The organism is Sinorhizobium arboris LMG 14919 (assembly GCF_000427465.1).
GTDB classification, from domain to species: Bacteria; Pseudomonadota; Alphaproteobacteria; order Rhizobiales; family Rhizobiaceae; genus Sinorhizobium; species Sinorhizobium arboris.
Window position 1 is genome coordinate 946118 of record NZ_ATYB01000014.1, and the last position, 16709, is coordinate 962826.

Below are 16709 nucleotides of genomic sequence, written 5' to 3' on the forward strand. Positions count from 1 at the left end.
CTTGAATTATGGTTAATAAATACCCTGTGTCTGTGCCGCAACACCGTATTTTCGTCGTGCTGCGGCCACTAAAATTTCACATTTTGGCTCTTGAGATTCCTCATTTCCTGATCAATTTCGGGTCAACCGGGCGGGTTAATTGCAGATGTCCGGTGTTTCGTTGAGAGAACAACTACAACGGAACGCCGGTTCGAAAGGAGAATAGTATGCGTACGCTCACCACCACTCTCATGGCCTCGGCCATTGCCCTCGTTGCCTTCCAGGCCGCCCACGCCGCTGACATCGTCGACGAGGTTCCGGCTGCTCCGGCCGCCGATTACACCGAGCCGGCCGTGCGGAACTGGTCCGGCGCCTATGTCGGCGGCACGATCGACTGGCACCACGGCGAAGCCGATGCGACCGGCAACAACAAGTCGGTCGGCACCGGCGGCGGTCTCTACGGCGGCTACAACGTGCAGGACGGCCAGATGGTCTATGGCGGTGAGGCCGACATCAACTACACCGGCAACGACTCGCGTTCGAGCGGCCGCCGCGTCAAGCAGGGACTAAACGGCTCGGTTCGCGGCCGCGTCGGTGTCGATATGAACCCGGTTCTCGTCTACGGCACGGCCGGTGTAGCGCTCGGCAATGCCGAGCTTTCGACGCCGAACGGTTCCGACGACAAGACGCTGGTGGGCTGGACGGCCGGTGTCGGCGCCGAAACCTTCGTCACCGACAACATCACGGCGCGCGCCGAATACCGCTACACGGATTACGGCTCCAAGGACTTCCGCGCCGGCGGTTCGACGATCTCTTCCGGTTACGACGAGCACGCCGTCAAACTCGGTATGGGCGTCAAGTTCTGATCCGTCCAACGGGATCGAAAAGGCCGGGGTGACCCGGCCTTTTTTTGTCTTGGCTGTTCAGGCCTTGAACTTCGAATAATCCGGGAAGTGCTTCTCGAATTTGGCGGGCCAGCTCTTGAGCTTTGGCCGTCCCTTCTGCCATTCGCCGGCGAAACGCAGTTCGATGTAGCGCAACGTGGCGGCGAGGGCGAAGTGTCCCGCATTGAGCTTGCCACCGGTCTTGGGCAGGTTGTCTTCGAGGTAGTCCAGCCCCCTTTCCACTTTTTCCCACTGCCGGTCGATCCAGGGCTGGTGCACCTTTTCGGGCGGGTGGAAGCGTTTCTCGTAGACAATCGCGAGCAGGCTGTCGCAGATGCCGTCGCAAAGCGCCTCGAAGATCTCGATCATGGTACGCTTCTCGGGATTCTTCGGATAGAGCTTGCCCTTGGTTTCGCGGTCGATGAAATGCATGATGGCCCGGCTGTCGTAGATTGCCAGGCCGTCTGCGGTGATCAGCGTGGGGATCTTGCCAAGCGGATTGTTGTCGATGAGCTCCGGCGGATTGGCGTTGGTTTCCGTGAGGACGCTTTCGGCCACGATTCCGGAATGATGGGCCGCCATCCGGACCTTGTTCGAATAGGGGGAGGCGGGCGAGTAGAGTATCTTCATGCGATGTCTTTCCATTATGGCGCTGCAGGCAGCGAAACCGTGTCTCGTCTGCAGGCCTGCCGGTCCACCTGAGGACAGGCCCTGAATTTCAGCTCCTTATCGAAGCAGATCCTGACTTCTTCGAGCAGCCTGCCTTCGCAGGTAACAGCGATTGCCTCGCTCGTCATCCCGGAATTTCTTTCCGCGAATGCCGCCTCGATGGCCGAGACCGAGAGGTTCGCCGAGCCGTCCGCGGCCGTCAGCTCCACAGGAATGGTGAGCCTCTCGCGAGCCGCCCGTGTAACCGCAAAATAATCGCCCTGGCTGAGCCCGGAGCAGGTGCCGTGCTTGCGCCACTGGTGGCCGATCAGGCCCATCGAGGGAATGAGGTCGAAATATTGCCGGCCGAGCGCTTCGGGCACCCGGTCCGATTGCCGCGTGCGGCAATATTCCGGATAGCCGTTTTCATTCTGCGGCCAGAGCCCGTGGACGATCAGGCCATGTCCGCTGCCGGCTTCGCATTGATCGGACTTCCCTCTGGGGTCGTTGGCGTCGCACCAGGTGGGCGACCAGGAAAGGGAAAGGACATAAAAGTCGAACCCCTTGCCGACGGGCACGGACAGGGTTGCCGCGTGTTCCGCGGCCGGCGAGTTCGGGGGTGCCGGGCCGTCCTTTTCGTCACTGCAGCCGGCGATCGTGACAAGAGCGACGACCGCCGGGAACAACCTGACTGCAGCCGTCAACGAAGCGAAGCGCAGTTGGCGCCGTAGACATACCATGGATCGAGACCGCCGACGCAGAACTCGATATTGGACCCGACGCCGGCAAAGCCCCATGGCCGTTCGATCAGATACCACATGGGGCGCCGAACGCCGTCCGTCGTCACCGCCGTCGCGTAGCAATATTCGCGTTCCACCAGATGGGTGTAATCGCGTGGTTCGAATCGGGATTGGCCCATTTCGCGAATCTCGGCGATGGCGATGTTGGCGCGGAGGTAATTCGCCGCCTTGTAGTCGAAGCGTCGGGTGATGAAGCCCAGAACGGAGGGGTTGCCGCAAACGCCGACGTCGTAGGTGTGCCGGGCAACGGGAGCTTCCACATAGTCCGCGGCGGCCGCGCTGCCGGCCATGCCGGCCACGAGGGAAAGTGAGGTGAGAAGCATTGCGGCAAGCTTGCAAGTCATGGCTACCTCCCTGAATCGTTGTAGGAGATTGAAGCCACAGAACCTTATCCGTCAAGGCCCTCGCTGGATCGGCGCCTCGCCGCGCAGCCAGAAGCAGCGTCCCGATGCGAAACGGTCCTGGGCGAGCTGCGACTTCAGGAAAGGCAGAAGGATGTCCAGTTCGCCTTTCAACGTGAAGGGCGGATTGACGATGACGAGGCCGGACCCCGCCAGCCCCGTGGTCACGCGATCGCTGCGCACCGACAGTTCGGCGCAAAGCATCTTCGGAATTTCCAAAGCCTTGAGCGCCTCGTGAAAATCCTTGATCGGCGCGCCCTTCTTCAGCGGATACCAAAGGCAGTAGATGCCGCCGGTGAAACGGCGGTAGGCCTTGGCAAGCCCGTCCACCAGCCGCTCATACTCGCCTTCGGCTTCGAAGGGAGGATCGACGAGAACGAGCCCGCGCTTCTCTTTAGGCGGCAGATGTGCGCCCAGCGCCAGCCAGCCGTCGAGCCGGGTGATGCGGCTCTGGAAGTCCCCCTCGAAGAGCCGGTGCAGCGCCTCTTGATCCTCCGGGTGAAGTTCCATGGCCGACAGCCGGTCCTGTGGGCGAAACAGCATGCGAACGAGTTTCGGCGAACCGGGATAATGCGTGAGCCCGCCCTGGGGATTGAGCTCGCGAACGGCGGAAAGATATGGCTCGAGAATGGCGCCGACCGCGGCTGGAAGCTCGGCCGAGATCAGCCTGCCGATACCCTCGCGCCATTCGCCGGTCTTCTGTGCTTCCTCGCTCGAAAGGTCGTAAAGTCCGATCCCGGCATGGGTATCCAGCACGCGGAAGGCCTTGTCCTTCTGCTTCAGATAGGTGACGAGCCGAGCCAGTACCGCATGCTTGAGGACATCGGCGAAGTTGCCCGCGTGGTAGATGTGCCGGTAGTTCATAAGCGTTGCCGATGGCCGCGATCAATTGTTTCGATGGATGGCGAATGGGGCTTTGAGCGTCCCTGGCCATGCCATATAGAAAAGCCATGAACGTTGCGACCCCTATCAGACAAGAAAAATCCATCGGTCATTCGGTCTGTCCGCATGACTGTCCCTCGGCTTGCGCGCTGGAGGTCGACCTCACCGCCGAGGGCCGGATCGGGCGCCTACGCGGCGCGGCGGAAAACACCTATACGGCGGGGGTGATCTGCGCCAAGGTCGCCCGCTATGCCGAGCGCATCTATCATCCCGGCCGGCTGATGGTGCCACAACGACGGACCGGTGCGAAGGGCGAGGGGCGCTGGCAGGAGATTTCCTGGGAAACGGCACTCGACGAGATTGCCGACCAGTTCGTCAAGGCCGAGCAGAGGCACGGTTCGGAGGCGGTCTGGCCCTATTTCTATGCCGGCACCATGGGGCAGGTGCAGCGCGACTCAATAGAAAGGTTGCGCCACGCCAAGCGCTATTCCGGCTTCTTCGGGTCGATCTGCACCAACATGGCCTGGACCGGCTACACCATGGCGACCGGTACCCTGCGCGGTCCGGATCCAAGGGAAATGGCCAAGTCCGATTGCGTGGTGATCTGGGGCACCAATGCGGTGGCGACGCAGGTCAACGTCATGACCCACGCGGTCAAGGCGCGAAAGGAGCGCGGTGCCAGGATCGTCGTCATCGACGTCTACGACAATCCGACGATCAAGCAGGCCGATATGGGGCTGGTCCTGAGGCCCGGCACCGACGCGGCGCTCGCCTGCGCCGTCATGCACATCGCCTTCCGTGACGGCTATGCCGACCGCGCCTATATGGCGAAGTATGCCGACGATCCCGCAGGCCTCGAGGTGCATCTGAAAACGCGCGGTCCGGAATGGGCTTCCACCATCACCGGGCTTTCCGTGGAGGAGATCGAAGCCTTCGCGAGGCTCGTCGGGACGACGCCGCGGACCTATTTCCGTCTCGGCTACGGGTTCACCCGGCAGCGCAACGGCTCCGTCGCGATCCATGCCGCAGCCTCCGTCGCCACGGTGCTCGGCTCCTGGAAGCACGAGGGCGGCGGCGCCTTCCATTCCAACAACGACATTTTCCGGCTGGACAAGCGCGAGCTCGTCGGCAGCGCCCTTCACGATCCGGATGTGCGTATGCTCGACCAGTCGCAGATCGGCCGCGTGCTGACCGGCGACGTCGAAGCGCTTCGCCATCGCGGTCCCGTGACGGCGTTGCTCATCCAGAACACCAACCCGGTCAATGTCGCGCCGGAGCAGCGGCTGGTGAAGCGCGGTTTCCTGCGCGACGACGTTTTCGTCGCCGTGCACGAGCATTTCATGACGGACACCGCGCAGCTCGCGGATATCGTCCTGCCGGCCACCATGTTCCTCGAGCACGACGATCTTTATCGCGGTGGCGGCCACCAGCATATCCTGCTCGGGCCGAAGGTCGTCGAGCCGCCGCCGACCGTGCGCACCAATCTTTTCGTCGTCGAGGAATTGGCAAAGCGTCTCGGCGTCGCCGATGGACCCGGCTTCGGACTGACCGAACGGCAGCATATCGATCGGTTGCTCGCCAATTACGGGATGGGCTACGACGAAATGAAGGAGCGGAAGTGGCTCGATTGCCAGCCGGCTTTCGAGGAGGCGCATTTTCTCAACGGTTTCGGGCATCCGGACGGCAGGTTCCGCTTCAGGGCGGACTGGACAGGCACGCCTGCGCCGAACCGTCCGCCGGAGGCTATGGGGCTTCAGGGACCGCACGGCCGTCTTCCGGAGTTTCCGGATCAGGTCGACCTGATCGAGTTGGCCGATGAGAATCATCCGTTCCGCCTCGCAACCTCGCCGGCGCGCTCTTTCCTCAATTCCACCTTTGCCGAAACTCCCTCCTCGATCCGGAAGGAGGGCCGGCCGGAAGTCATGATCCATGCGGAGGATGCAGCCGAACTCGGTATCGCCGAAGGCGATGTCGTGATGCTCGGCAACGGGCGTGGTGAAATTCGCCTGCACGCGAAGATCGGAGGGGGCGCGCGCCGCGGCGTTGTCATCGCCGAAGGGCTGTGGCCCAATGGCGCGCATCTCGATGGCGAAGGAATCAACGTGCTGACCGGTGCCGATGCCGTCGCCCCTTATGGAGGCGCCGCATTTCACGACAACCGGGTCTGGATGCGCCGGGCCTGACCGGCCCGCTCCGATCGATTCTAACAGGTTGAGACGCGGATGCGGACGGAAAACAAGCCGCGGCTTGTATCCCGAATCTCAACAGGCCTTAAAGGATCTCCCATGACCAGAAATGCAGACCCGCGCTTCCGGATCATCGACCGCAAAACGGTATGGGATGGTTTCATCAATCTCGAACAGATCACGATCGAGCAGGAAATGTCCGACGGCAGCACGGCGCGCCTGGTGCGCGAGGTGCACGATCACGGCCGCGCCGCAACGATCCTGCTCTTCGATCCGGAGCGGCAGGTGGTGGTTCTCGTCCGCCAGCTCCGGCTGCCCGTGTTTCTGCAGGGGGAAACGGGATACATCCTCGAAGCACCGGCGGGCCTCCTCGACGGCGAAGCCCCGGAAGTCGCCATCTGCCGCGAGGCGATGGAGGAAACCGGTTACCGCATCGAGAGCGCCATGCATCTTTTCGACGCCTATATGAGCCCTGGTTCCATTACCGAGCGCACGAGCTTCTTCCTTGGTATCATCGATATCTCCAAGAAGGTCGCGGCTGGTGGCGGGCTTGCCTATGAAGGCGAGGACATCGAAGTGCTGGAAGTCCCCTTCGAGGAAGCCGTCGCGGGGATCGGCACCGGTGAGATCTGCGATGCCAAGACCATCATGCTCCTGCAGTGGGCCATGCTCCATCGGGCCTCGCTGACGTAACGGCCCGATACTCCACAACATTATACATTACCGATATTTCACTTCTCGATTGCGTTGCGCTGCGGTAAGCCCTTGTCGTCTCCTTCAACGACACGGGCGATCCAATGGCGTCCTCCTCTGAAGAGTTTGAAGCGGAAGACCAACGGCCGCGGGTCGCATGGCGGCTCTTTCTGAAACGCATCCAGCGTTACCTCTCCACGATAGGCACGCTCCTCGTGATCGCGCTCTTCGGGGCGGCGATTTTCCATCTGACGGGGGAGGTGCGGTATGACGACGTCGTGTCTGCGCTGGCGGACACGAGCTGGCCATCGGTGGTAACGGCGGTTCTGTTCACGGGCTTGAGTTTCCTCGCACTCACCTTCTATGACGTCAGTGCGCTCGACTATATCAAACGCAAGCTCCCCTATCCCGCCGTCGCGCTCACGGCCGCCTGCGCCTATGCGGTCGGCAATACGGCAGGGTTCGGCCCGCTGAGCGGCGGCGCGATCCGCTACCGGTCCTATTCGCGTCTCGGGCTGGAACCGGAGGAGATCGCACGTATCGTCGCCTTCGTCACCCTGGCTTTCGGGCTGGGGCTTGCGGTCCTCACCTGCCTGAGCCTGCTTGCCGTCGGCGAGTATGTGGCGCCGTTGACCGGGCTCGATCCGGCATGGCTGCGGGCAATTGCCGCCCTGGTGCTTGCCGGTGTGCTGGTGCTGCTGATCGCGGGCCGCAGCGGTCACGAAGTCAGCATCGGCCGCTTCGCCTTGCGGCTGCCGGACTCGCGAACGTCTTCGCAGCAGTTCCTCGTCACGGCGCTCGATCTCGCTGCGTCCGCCACCGTTCTCCATGTACTCTTGCCCGCCGGGACAGTGGGTTGGCCCGCTTTCCTCGCGATCTATTGCGTGGCTGTGGGCCTTGGCGTGCTCAGCCACGTGCCGGCCGGGCTTGGCGTCTTCGAGACGGTGGTTGTCGCGAGCCTTGGCCGTGCAGCCGGCGTCGATGCCGTGCTCGGCGCACTCGTTCTCTACCGCGTCATCTACCATGTGCTGCCCTTGCTCATCGCCATCGTCGTGATGATCGGCATCGAACTCCGCCAGTTCGCGGGCCGTCCCGCTGCCTCCAGCCTCCGCCGGGCCGGCGGCCGGATGACGCCGCTATTGCTTGCGACGTTGGCGCTCGTGCTGGCCCTGATGCTGGTGCTCTCGGGGGTGACGCCGACGCCGGACGAGAAGCTCGCCTCGCTCGCGAAATACGTGCCCCTCCCCATCGTCGAAGGGGCGCATTTCCTTGCGAGCCTGCTGGGACTGGGGCTCTTCATCGTCGCGCGGGGGCTGGCGCTTCGCCTCGATGGCGCCTGGTGGGCCTCGGTCGGGATCGCGCTCGCCGCGTTCCTGCTTTCGCTGGTCAAGGCGGTGGCGCTCGGGGAAGCCGGCATGCTCGCCTTCTTCCTTGTCGGGCTGCTTGCAAGCCGTCGCCTCTTCACCCGATCCGCTTCGCTTTTTGGGCAGGCGCTGACCGTGCCGTGGCTCACCGCGCTGGGTACCATCTGCTTCGGCGCATTCGTCGTCCTGCTCTTCGTCTATCGCGACGTCGCATACAGCCATGAGCTCTGGTGGCAGTTCGAATTCTCGGCGGAGGCGCCGCGTGGACTTCGAGCCCTTCTGGGCGTGACGATCGGCGCGAGCGCGGTGGCGATCTGGAGTCTGATGCGCCCGGCAGCTGCGGCGGTTGCGCCCGCCTGCGGGCAGGAGTTGGAACGGGCGATCGCCATCGTTGACGCGCAGGACATGTCCGACGCCAACCTCGTGCGCATGGGTGACAAGAGCATCATGTTCTCGGCCGATGGCCGGGCCTTCATCATGTATGGCCGCTGGGCACGTTCCTGGATAGCGCTGTTCGATCCGGTAGGACCCGTGGATGCCTGGCCGGACCTCATCTGGCAGTTCATCGAGGCGGCTCGCGCCAATGGCTGCCGGGCGGTCTTCTACCAGGTCTCGGCGCGCGGACTTGCCTATTATGCGGATGCAGGCCTGAGGGCCTTCCGCCTCGGCGAACTTGCGGTGGTCGACCTCACGCGCTTCGAGCTGAAGGGCGGCAAGTGGGCAAACCTGCGCCAGCAGGTGAGCCGTGGCCTTCGCGACGGGCTGGAATTCTCGGTCGTCGCGCCCGCGCAGGTGCCCGCGATCCTTCCGGAACTCACGGCCGTTTCCGATGCATGGCTCGCCCAGCACAAGGCTCGGGAGAAGGGCTTCTCCCTCGGCGCTTTCGATCCGCGATATCTGGCGGAGCTGCCTGTGGCGATCCTCAGGAGCCGGGGTCGCATCGTGGCCTTCGCCAACATCCTCGTCACCGCTACCGGGGAGGAGGGGTCGGTCGACCTCATGCGTTTCTCGCCCGAGGCGCCGAAAGGGGCGATGGATTTTCTGTTCGCGCAACTTATGGAATATCTGAAGGCCGAGGGTTACCGGCGTTTCAATCTTGGAATGGCGCCGCTGTCGGGCATGTCGGAGCGCCGGCTGGCGCCCGTATGGGACCGCGCCGGCCATGCATTTTATGAGCACGGCGAGCGCTTCTACAACTTCAAGGGCTTGCGCGCCTTCAAGTCCAAGTTTCACCCGCAGTGGCAGCCGCGCTACCTCGTGGCGAGCGGCGGCTTCAACCCGATCCTGGCGCTGATGGATGCGACATTCCTGATCGGCGGCGGTCTGAAAGGAGTGATCAAGAAATGACCCGCGTTAGAAGCGTCTTGAAGCGTGCCGTTCTGGCGGCACTGATTGCCGGCGCTGCCCCGCTGCCGTCTTCTGCCGAAGACGCGGCAACGCTCGACACCGGCATGATCCCCGCACCGCACATCCTGCTCACGAAGGGGGCGGCTTCCGGGCTGGTGGTGCTGCTCTCGGACGCCGGCGGCTGGACAGAGAAGGAGGATGCCGCTGCACGGAAGCTATCGAGCGAGAAGGCGCTCGTCATCGGCATCGACCTCAAAGCCTATCTGGCCGCCCTCGCCAAGGGTGACGGAGACTGCGTCTACACGGTTTCGGATATCGAATCCTTGAGCCGGCAAGTCCAGCGCGCAGCCGGCAACAGCGCCTACAGACCCCCGATCGTCGCAGGCGTCGGGGCCGGTGGAGCCATGGCGCTGGCGATCGCAGCACAGTCTCCGGCAGCGACGATCGGCCGGACGCTTGCGGTCGATCCCGACGAGGGCATCGCGCTGACGAAGCAGCTCTGCACGCCGGCCGAGAAAATCCGGAAAGGCGATCGCACGGTCTACGGTCTGACCGATGGTGCCTTGCCCGACCCGATAGCCGTCGTCTCGTCGCCGGCGGCGCCGTCCGAGGGACGCGAGCATGTGGCTGCCCTCATGTCAAAGCATCCGGACATCGAAGCCCGGGTCAGCGACGAAGATGCCTATGCCGTGCTCTCCGACGCCCTCGGCGGATATCTTCAGGAGGACGACGGAGTGGATAATCCGTTCGGACTTCCGTTGACCATCCTCGACGCGCAGCCTACCCGCGATACCATGGCGGTGATCTATTCCGGCGACGGCGGCTGGCGCGACATAGATAAGGAAGTCGGCAATGCCCTGCAGCAGCAGGGCGTCCCCGTCGTCGGAGTGGACTCGCTGCGCTATTTCTGGTCGGAGCGCCGGCCGCAGGCGACAGCCGACGATCTCGCCCGGATCATCGACTATTACGGCAAACGATGGAACGTCCCTCAGGTGCTGCTGATCGGCTACTCCTTCGGAGCCGACATCCTGCCGCGCACCTACAACCTGCTTCCGCCGGCGACCCGCGCGCGGATACGGCAGGTCACGCTCATGGCGCTGTCACATCGCGCCGATTACAAGATCTCCGTCCTGGGCTGGCTTGGCGCCGAAGGGGAGGGGAATGCTGGAGACCCGGTCGACGACATCAAGGCCATCGAGCCGTCGCTCATCCAGTGCGTCTACGGCACCGACGAGGAGGACGACGCCTGCCCGGGTCTGAAATCCTCCGGCATCGACGTGGTTCCCATCGAAGGCGGCCATCATTTCGACGGCGACTATGCTGCTCTGACACGTCGTGTGCTCGACGCACTCGACCGGCGTCTCGCCGCGGCGAAGTGAGCGGGCGCGTCGTATTCCCGGCACTTGTGATCAGATCGCGGGCGAGATCAGAGTACCCGTTGCCTCGCCCTCGGAGTGGCTTACCGCCCGGCCGGCTTCCATACGCACCTTGCCTTGAGCCACGAGCCGAAGCGCCATCGGATAGGTCCTGTGCTCGACCGTGAGGACGCGGGCTGCGAGCGTATCTGCCGTATCTCCGGAAATGACCGGCACCGCCGCCTGCGCGACGATCGGCCCGTCGTCCATGCCCTCCGTCACGAAATGCACGGTGCAGCCTGCGATCTTCATTCCGGCGTCGATGGTCCGCTGGTGCGTATTGAGCCCCGGAAAGAGCGGTAGCAGCGAAGGGTGAATGTTGAGGATCCGGCCCTCGTAGCGTCTAATGAAGGCCGCAGAAAGAAGGCGCATATAGCCCGCCAGACAGATCACGTCCGGCTGGAGCCGGTCGAGTTCGGCGAGGATCGCTGCCTCGTGCGCTTCCTTGCCCGCAAAATCCTTGCGAAGGAAGGAGAAGGTCGGAATGCCGAGCGCGGCCGCCTTGTCGAGGCCGCCCGCATCCGCCTTGTCGGCGATGACCGCGATGATCTCGGCGGGATAATCCGGCGCAGCGGCAGCCTTCGCCAGCGCGATCATGTTGGAGCCACCGCCGGAAATGAAGACGACGACCTTCTTCCTGCCGGTCACCATGCTCATATGGCGAGACTGCCCTTGTAGATGGTACCGGTGGCGCTCTCGGCGCGTGCCACGATGCGGCCGAGCGTGAAGACCGTTTCGCCTTCGCCGGCAAGCACGGCCGCAACCTTTTCCGCGTCGCTCGCCGGCACGGTCGCGATCATGCCCACGCCGCAATTGAAGGTCCGCAGCATCTCGTTGGCCGTAACGCCGCCGGTCTTTGCGAGCCAGGAGAAGACGGGCGGCGGCTTGATGGCGTCGAGGTCGATTTCGGCGGCAAGATGCTTCGGCAATACCCGCGGAATGTTCTCGGGGAAGCCGCCGCCGGTGATATGGGCCAGCGCCTTGATCGCGCCCGTCTCGCGGATCGTCTTCAAAAGCGGCTTCACATAGATGCGCGTCGGCGTCATCAGGAGGTCGGCGAGGGTGCCTTGGCCGAAAGGTGCCGGCGCATCCCAGGCGAGGCCCGAGAGGGAAACGATCTTGCGCACCAGCGAATAGCCGTTCGAGTGAACGCCGGAGGAGCCAAGGCCGAGGATGACGTCGCCTTCTGCGATGTCTCCCGCCGGCAGAAGCTGCCCGCGCTCGGCCGCGCCGACGGCAAAGCCGGCAAGGTCGTAATCGCCGCCGGAATACATGCCCGGCATCTCGGCCGTCTCGCCGCCGATCAGCGCGCAACCTGCCTCGCGGCAGCCGGCTGCGACCCCGGCAACGATTGCGGCGCCCTGGTCGGGATCGAGCTTGCCGGTCGCGAAATAGTCAAGGAAGAACAGCGGTTCGGCGCCCTGCACGACGAGATCGTTCACGCACATGGCCACCAGGTCGATGCCGACCGTGTCGTGCTTGTTGGCGTCGATCGCGATCTTGAGTTTCGTGCCGACGCCGTCATTGGCGGCGACGAGCACCGGATCGCTGAAACCGGCGGCCTTAAGATCGAAGAGGCCGCCGAAACCACCGATCTCGCCGTCGGCGCCGGGGCGCCGGGTCGAGCGAACATGCGGCTTGATCTTCTCGACCATCAGGTTGCCGGCATCGATATCCACACCCGCGTCGCTGTAGGTGAGGCCGTTCTTTCCCGACTGGCTCATGCTCGTTCTCCAAGGCTCGTCGCTTATTGCGGATGCGATTGGCACGGCGAGGCGAGGAGTGCAAGCGGAGAGGCGCGCCCTTTCCGGTTTTTTCGTGATTTTGCCCATCGTCAGCGCCTCCGGTCGACCGTTGGCGGACTTGACCTTAGCGCGCACCAAGCCCTATCTCGTCGGAACAAACGACGCGGAACGTGCGGTGCGCCGCGCGCAACGGGGGCCGCCATGGGCGATCGGGTCAGTAGTATGGGACTTCAGCGCCAGATCTTTTTCTGGCTCCTGGTGCTTGTCGGCTTCATTATTTTCCTGATGGTGTTCAGCTCCATTCTCCTGCCGTTTCTGGCCGGCATGGCGCTCGCCTATTTTCTCGATCCGGTTGCCGATCGCCTGGAGCGGCTCGGACTGAGCCGGCTGATGGCCACGATCGCCATCCTGGTCGCCTTCGTCGTCGTGCTGGCGCTGTCGCTGATGATCATCGTTCCGCTGGTCGTCACTCAGGCTGCCGATTTCATTCAGAAAATGCCGGGATACGTCACCAGGCTTCAGGAGTTTCTGACCGACAGCCAGTCGACGCTGTTGCCGGACTGGCTCGGTGCCCAGATGGCGGCCATCAAGCAGAACTCGGCCAAACTGTTGGAGCAGGGCGCAAGCTTTCTCGGAACGCTGTTTCAGCAGCTCTGGAACTCCGGGATGGCGCTGCTCAACATCCTGTCCCTTTTCGTCATCACCCCCGTCGTCGCGTTCTATCTGCTGCTCGACTGGGACCGCATGGTCGACAAGGTCGATAGCTGGATACCGCGCGACTATGTCGAGATCGTGCGGCAGATCGCTCGCGATATGAATACGACCATTGCCGGATTTGTCCGCGGCCAGGGTTCTCTCTGCGTCATCCTCGGCCTCTATTACGGGATCGGGCTGAGCATGGTCGGGCTCAATTTCGGCCTCCTGATCGGCCTCTTTGCCGGAATGATCAGTTTCATTCCCTATGTGGGATCGCTGGTCGGCCTCGTGCTTGCGGTCGGCGTCGCTCTCGTTCAGTTCTGGCCGGACTATATCTGGATACTTGTGGTGCTTGCCGTCTTCTTCAGCGGCCAATTTCTCGAAGGCAACATTCTGCAACCGAAACTGGTCGGCAAAAGCGTCGGGCTGCATCCGGTCTGGCTGATGTTCGCCCTTCTTGCATTCGGTGCTCTCTTCGGCTTCGTCGGCCTTCTCGTGGCGGTGCCTGCGGCGGCTGCAATCGGTGTGCTTGTCCGCTTCGGCATCCAGCGGTACCTTGATAGCGATCTCTATCACGGGCATAGGACAGCCGCGCACAAGGAGCCGGAAAGCCACGGCTAGAGCACGTCCAGTGCATAGCGGTTTCCCGTCCGGACGTACGCAGCTGCAAAAGGTGAATGCTCACGGGTAACGCATGAAGAGACATCTGTCCGAACAATTGCCTTTGGTCTTCGGCCACGCGCCCGCGACCGGCCGCGACGACCTGCTCGTTTCCGACCGGCTGAGTGCGGCCATTTCCATCGTCGATCACTGGCCGGCCTGGCCGTCGCCGGTGGTCATCATCTGCGGGCCGGTCGGTTCCGGCAAATCGCACCTCGCCGGCATCTGGCGCGAAAAGGCCGGGGCGGAGCCGATACATCCCATAGACGGCTCGGACGCCGCGGATATCGCTGCGGAAAAACCGGTCCTCTTCGAGGATGCCGACCGGCAGGGCTTCGACGATGCCGCTCTCTTCCATGTCATCAACAGCGTGCGCCAGAACGGCACGGCGCTTTTGATGACGTCGCGGCTATGGCCGATGTCGTGGCCGGTGGAGTTGCCTGACCTGAGGTCGCGTCTCAAGGCTGCCACCGTGGTCGAAATCGGCGAGCCCGACGACGAATTGCTCGTGCAGGTGCTCACCAAGCTTTTCGCCGACCGGCAGCTTCTCGTCGACGAGCGCCTGGTCGGCTACATCGTCGCGCGGATGGAACGCTCGCTGGAGGCGGCGCAGACCATCGTCGAGCGGATCGACCACCTGGCGCTCGCCCGCGCTACGCGGCCGAACCGCACCCTGGCGGCGGAAGTGCTGGAGGAGCTTGCAAATGCCGGTTCCTCCGATTGACTGTCACAGTTCCGTCGTCAAACTGGGATAGCTCGTTCGTTCGGAGTAATGGGGTCTTATGGGCATGGATAACGCGACGTCTGCAATCACGGAACATGAGGCGCCTGCCGAACAGAAGCGTGAGGCGCCCGCCGAGAAGCCGGACCTTCTCACGAGCCCCGAGCGCTTCGTCAACCGCGAATTCTCCTGGCTCCAGTTCAACCGCCGGGTACTCGAAGAAACGTTGAACACGGCGCATCCCCTCCTGGAGCGCGTCCGCTTTCTTTCGATCTCCGCCGCCAACCTCGATGAATTCTTCATGGTTCGTGTCGCGGGCCTGGAGGGCCAGGTGCGTTCCGGACTTTCGCTGCGCAGCCCGGACGGCAGGACGCCGGCGGAGACGCTCGAGAGCATCCTGACGGAAGTCGACAACCTCCAGATGGAACAGCAGGCATCGCTTGCCGTCCTGCAGCAATATCTCGCCAAGGAGGACATCCTCATCGTCCGTCCGGCTTCGCTTTCCGCGCAGGATCGCAGCTGGCTTGCGAACGAATTCGACCAGGCGATCTTCCCCGTATTGACGCCGCTCTCGATCGATCCGGCACACCCGTTCCCGTTCATTCCGAATCTCGGCTTCTCCATCGGCCTGCAGCTCGTCAGCAAGACCGGGCGCGACCCGATGACGGCGCTGCTGCGCCTGCCGGTGGCGCTCGACCGCTTCATTCGTCTGCCGGACGTCAAGAGCGTCATTCGCTACATCACCCTCGAAGACGTCGTCAGCCTGTTTATCGACCGGCTTTTCCCGGGCTACGAAGTGAAGGGGTCGGGCACGTTCCGCATCATCAGAGACAGCGATATCGAAGTCGAGGAAGAAGCCGAAGACCTCGTGCGTCTTTTCGAGACGGCCCTCAAGCGCCGGCGTCGCGGATCGGTGATCCGCATCGAGACCGATTCGGAAATGCCGGCTTCCTTGCGCCAGTTCGTCGTGCAGGAACTCGGGGTCCCGGAAAACCGCGTCGCGGTGCTGCCGGGCCTGCTTGCGCTGAACACCCTCTCGGAGATCACCAAGGCGCCGCGCGAGGATCTGCGCTTCGAAGCCTACAATCCGCGCTTTCCGGAAAGGGTGCGCGAACATGCCGGCGATTGTCTTGCCGCCATTCGCGAAAAGGACATGGTCGTCCACCACCCCTATGAATCCTTCGATGTCGTGGTGCAATTTCTGCTGCAGGCTGCACGCGATCCGGACGTGCTCGCGATTAAGCAGACGCTTTACCGGACCTCGAACGACAGCCCGATCGTGCGCGCGCTGATCGACGCCGCCGAGGCGGGCAAGTCGGTGACCGCACTTGTCGAGCTCAAGGCCCGATTCGACGAGGAGGCGAATATCCGCTGGGCGCGCGACCTCGAGCGCGCCGGCGTCCAGGTGGTTTTCGGCTTCATTGAGTTGAAGACCCACGCCAAAATGTCGATGGTCGTGCGCCGCGAGGAAGGCAAACTCAGGACCTATTGCCACCTGGGTACCGGCAACTATCACCCGGTCACGGCAAAGATCTATACCGACCTCTCGTTCTTCACCTGCAACCCGGTGATCGCCCACGACATGGCGAACATCTTCAACTTCATCACCGGCTACGGCGAGCCGGAAGCGGGCATGAAGCTCGCGGTGTCACCGCATACGCTGCGTCCGCGCATCCTCAAGCACATCGAGGAGGAGATCGGGCATGCGCAATCCGGGCGTCCGGCGGCGATCTGGATGAAGATGAACTCCCTGGTGGACCCGGAAATCATCGACGCGCTCTACAAGGCAAGCTGCGCTGGCGTCGAGATCGATCTCGTCGTGCGCGGCATCTGCTGCCTCAGGCCGCAGGTGCCCGGTCTTTCCGACAACATCCGCGTCAAATCCATCGTTGGCCGGTTCCTGGAGCATTCGAGAATTTTCTGCTTCGGCAACGGACATGGACTTCCATCGGAGAACGCGCTTGTCTATATCGGCTCGGCGGATATGATGCCGCGCAATCTGGATAGGCGAGTGGAGACGCTCGTCCCTCTCATCAACCGCACTGTGCACGAACAGGTTCTTTCGCAGATCATGCTGGGAAATCTCATTGACAACCAGCAGAGCTACGAGATTCTTCCGGACGGCACTTCGCGCCGTATGGAAGTCGGCAAGGACGCCGAGCCGTTCAACGCGCAGCATTATTTCATGACCAATCCGAGCCTTTCAGGCCGGGGTGAGGCTCTGAAATCCAGTGCACCGAAGCTGATTGCCGGCTGGAAGAGCGGCTGGCGCAAGTAAACTGGAATTG

General features: G+C 63.0%; 14 protein-coding genes. 8 read left to right on the plus strand and 6 right to left on the minus strand.

Features of this window, described 5'->3' with window-relative positions:
• Positions 1-206: 206 nt before the first annotated feature.
• Complete coding sequence (locus SINAR_RS0115620) at positions 207-845, plus strand: outer membrane protein (protein ID WP_027999973.1); 639 nt, start codon at positions 207-209, stop codon at positions 843-845.
• 57 nt (positions 846-902) lie between these two features.
• On the opposite strand, the gene SINAR_RS0115625 is transcribed toward SINAR_RS0115620, so the two are convergent.
• The 4 genes from SINAR_RS0115625 to SINAR_RS0115640 are packed head-to-tail and all read right to left on the minus strand — an operon-like array spanning position 903 to position 3576.
• Positions 903-1493 (minus strand): glutathione S-transferase, encoded by a 591-nt coding sequence (locus SINAR_RS0115625; RefSeq protein WP_027999974.1) that lies wholly within the window; start codon positions 1491-1493, stop codon positions 903-905.
• Between the two features lie 14 nt (positions 1494-1507).
• On the minus strand, positions 1508-2251 hold the full coding sequence (locus tag SINAR_RS0115630; protein ID WP_050577509.1) for a ribonuclease T2 family protein: 744 nt from the start codon (positions 2249-2251) through the stop codon (positions 1508-1510).
• The gene (locus tag SINAR_RS0115635; RefSeq protein WP_027999976.1) at positions 2212-2655 is read right to left on the minus strand and encodes a hypothetical protein; all 444 of its coding nucleotides are present in this window, start codon (positions 2653-2655) and stop codon (positions 2212-2214) included. Before SINAR_RS0115635 ends, SINAR_RS0115630 begins: the two co-directional genes overlap by 40 nt.
• 51 nt (positions 2656-2706) lie before the next feature.
• The gene (locus SINAR_RS0115640; RefSeq protein WP_027999977.1) at positions 2707-3576 is read right to left on the minus strand and encodes a 23S rRNA (adenine(2030)-N(6))-methyltransferase RlmJ; all 870 of its coding nucleotides are present in this window, start codon (positions 3574-3576) and stop codon (positions 2707-2709) included.
• Positions 3577-3644: 68 nt separating this feature from the next.
• Between SINAR_RS0115640 and SINAR_RS0115645 the strand changes: the two genes are divergently transcribed.
• From SINAR_RS0115645 to SINAR_RS0115660, 4 genes are all read left to right on the plus strand, one after another.
• A complete protein-coding gene (locus SINAR_RS0115645) occupies positions 3645-5777 on the plus strand; it encodes a molybdopterin-containing oxidoreductase family protein (protein ID WP_027999978.1) in 2133 nt (710 codons plus the stop codon).
• A gap of 102 nt (positions 5778-5879) precedes the next feature.
• Positions 5880-6473, plus strand: a complete 594-nt coding sequence (locus tag SINAR_RS0115650) for an NUDIX domain-containing protein (protein ID WP_027999979.1) — start codon at positions 5880-5882, stop codon at positions 6471-6473.
• Between the two features lie 104 nt (positions 6474-6577).
• A complete protein-coding gene (gene mprF, locus SINAR_RS0115655) occupies positions 6578-9184 on the plus strand; it encodes a bifunctional lysylphosphatidylglycerol flippase/synthetase MprF (protein ID WP_027999980.1) in 2607 nt (868 codons plus the stop codon).
• Entirely contained in the window at positions 9181-10563 is a 1383-nt protein-coding gene (locus SINAR_RS0115660; RefSeq protein ID WP_027999981.1) for a virulence factor, read from the plus strand. The genes mprF and SINAR_RS0115660 overlap by 4 nt, the downstream gene beginning before the upstream one ends.
• A 30-nt stretch (positions 10564-10593) precedes the next feature.
• Here the strand turns inward: SINAR_RS0115660 and purN are convergent, their stop codons facing one another.
• Together purN and purM are read right to left on the minus strand one after the other, a co-directional pair.
• Positions 10594-11256, minus strand: a complete 663-nt coding sequence (gene purN / locus SINAR_RS0115665; RefSeq protein WP_027999982.1) for a phosphoribosylglycinamide formyltransferase — start codon at positions 11254-11256, stop codon at positions 10594-10596.
• On the minus strand, positions 11253-12323 hold the full coding sequence (purM, locus tag SINAR_RS0115670; RefSeq protein ID WP_027999983.1) for a phosphoribosylformylglycinamidine cyclo-ligase: 1071 nt from the start codon (positions 12321-12323) through the stop codon (positions 11253-11255). Before purM ends, purN begins: the two co-directional genes overlap by 4 nt.
• A 222-nt stretch (positions 12324-12545) precedes the next feature.
• On the opposite strand from purM, the gene SINAR_RS0115675 reads away from it, so the two are divergent.
• The 3 genes from SINAR_RS0115675 to SINAR_RS0115685 all read left to right on the plus strand — a co-directional run bounded on the left by SINAR_RS0115675 (position 12546) and on the right by SINAR_RS0115685 (position 16699).
• The gene (locus SINAR_RS0115675) at positions 12546-13661 is read left to right on the plus strand and encodes an AI-2E family transporter (RefSeq protein WP_027999984.1); all 1116 of its coding nucleotides are present in this window, start codon (positions 12546-12548) and stop codon (positions 13659-13661) included.
• A gap of 73 nt (positions 13662-13734) precedes the next feature.
• Positions 13735-14424 (plus strand): DnaA regulatory inactivator HdaA, encoded by a 690-nt coding sequence (gene hdaA / locus SINAR_RS0115680; RefSeq protein WP_027999985.1) that lies wholly within the window; start codon positions 13735-13737, stop codon positions 14422-14424.
• Positions 14425-14488: 64 nt separating this feature from the next.
• Positions 14489-16699, plus strand: a complete 2211-nt coding sequence (locus SINAR_RS0115685; protein ID WP_027999986.1) for an RNA degradosome polyphosphate kinase — start codon at positions 14489-14491, stop codon at positions 16697-16699.
• The last annotated feature ends 10 nt before the right edge of the window (positions 16700-16709 follow it).

Bases quoted from the DNA above. Each gene is read 5' to 3' on its own strand.
- hdaA (WP_027999985.1), top strand. From the start codon at position 13,735: ATGAAGAGACATCTGTCCGAACAATTGCCTTTGGTCTTCGGCCACGCG.
- SINAR_RS0115640 (WP_027999977.1), bottom strand. From the start codon at position 3,576: ATGAACTACCGGCACATCTACCACGCGGGCAACTTCGCCGATGTCCTC.
- SINAR_RS0115630 (WP_050577509.1), bottom strand. From the start codon at position 2,251: ATGGTATGTCTACGGCGCCAACTGCGCTTCGCTTCGTTGACGGCTGCA.
- SINAR_RS0115685 (WP_027999986.1), top strand. From the start codon at position 14,489: ATGGATAACGCGACGTCTGCAATCACGGAACATGAGGCGCCTGCCGAA.
- SINAR_RS0115645 (WP_027999978.1), top strand. From the start codon at position 3,645: ATGCCATATAGAAAAGCCATGAACGTTGCGACCCCTATCAGACAAGAA.
- SINAR_RS0115625 (WP_027999974.1), bottom strand. From the start codon at position 1,493: ATGAAGATACTCTACTCGCCCGCCTCCCCCTATTCGAACAAGGTCCGG.
- SINAR_RS0115675 (WP_027999984.1), top strand. From the start codon at position 12,546: ATGGGCGATCGGGTCAGTAGTATGGGACTTCAGCGCCAGATCTTTTTC.
- SINAR_RS0115660 (WP_027999981.1), top strand. From the start codon at position 9,181: ATGACCCGCGTTAGAAGCGTCTTGAAGCGTGCCGTTCTGGCGGCACTG.
- purM (WP_027999983.1), bottom strand. From the start codon at position 12,323: ATGAGCCAGTCGGGAAAGAACGGCCTCACCTACAGCGACGCGGGTGTG.
- SINAR_RS0115620 (WP_027999973.1), top strand. From the start codon at position 207: ATGCGTACGCTCACCACCACTCTCATGGCCTCGGCCATTGCCCTCGTT.
- mprF (WP_027999980.1), top strand. From the start codon at position 6,578: ATGGCGTCCTCCTCTGAAGAGTTTGAAGCGGAAGACCAACGGCCGCGG.
- purN (WP_027999982.1), bottom strand. From the start codon at position 11,256: ATGAGCATGGTGACCGGCAGGAAGAAGGTCGTCGTCTTCATTTCCGGC.
- SINAR_RS0115635 (WP_027999976.1), bottom strand. From the start codon at position 2,655: ATGACTTGCAAGCTTGCCGCAATGCTTCTCACCTCACTTTCCCTCGTG.
- SINAR_RS0115650 (WP_027999979.1), top strand. From the start codon at position 5,880: ATGACCAGAAATGCAGACCCGCGCTTCCGGATCATCGACCGCAAAACG.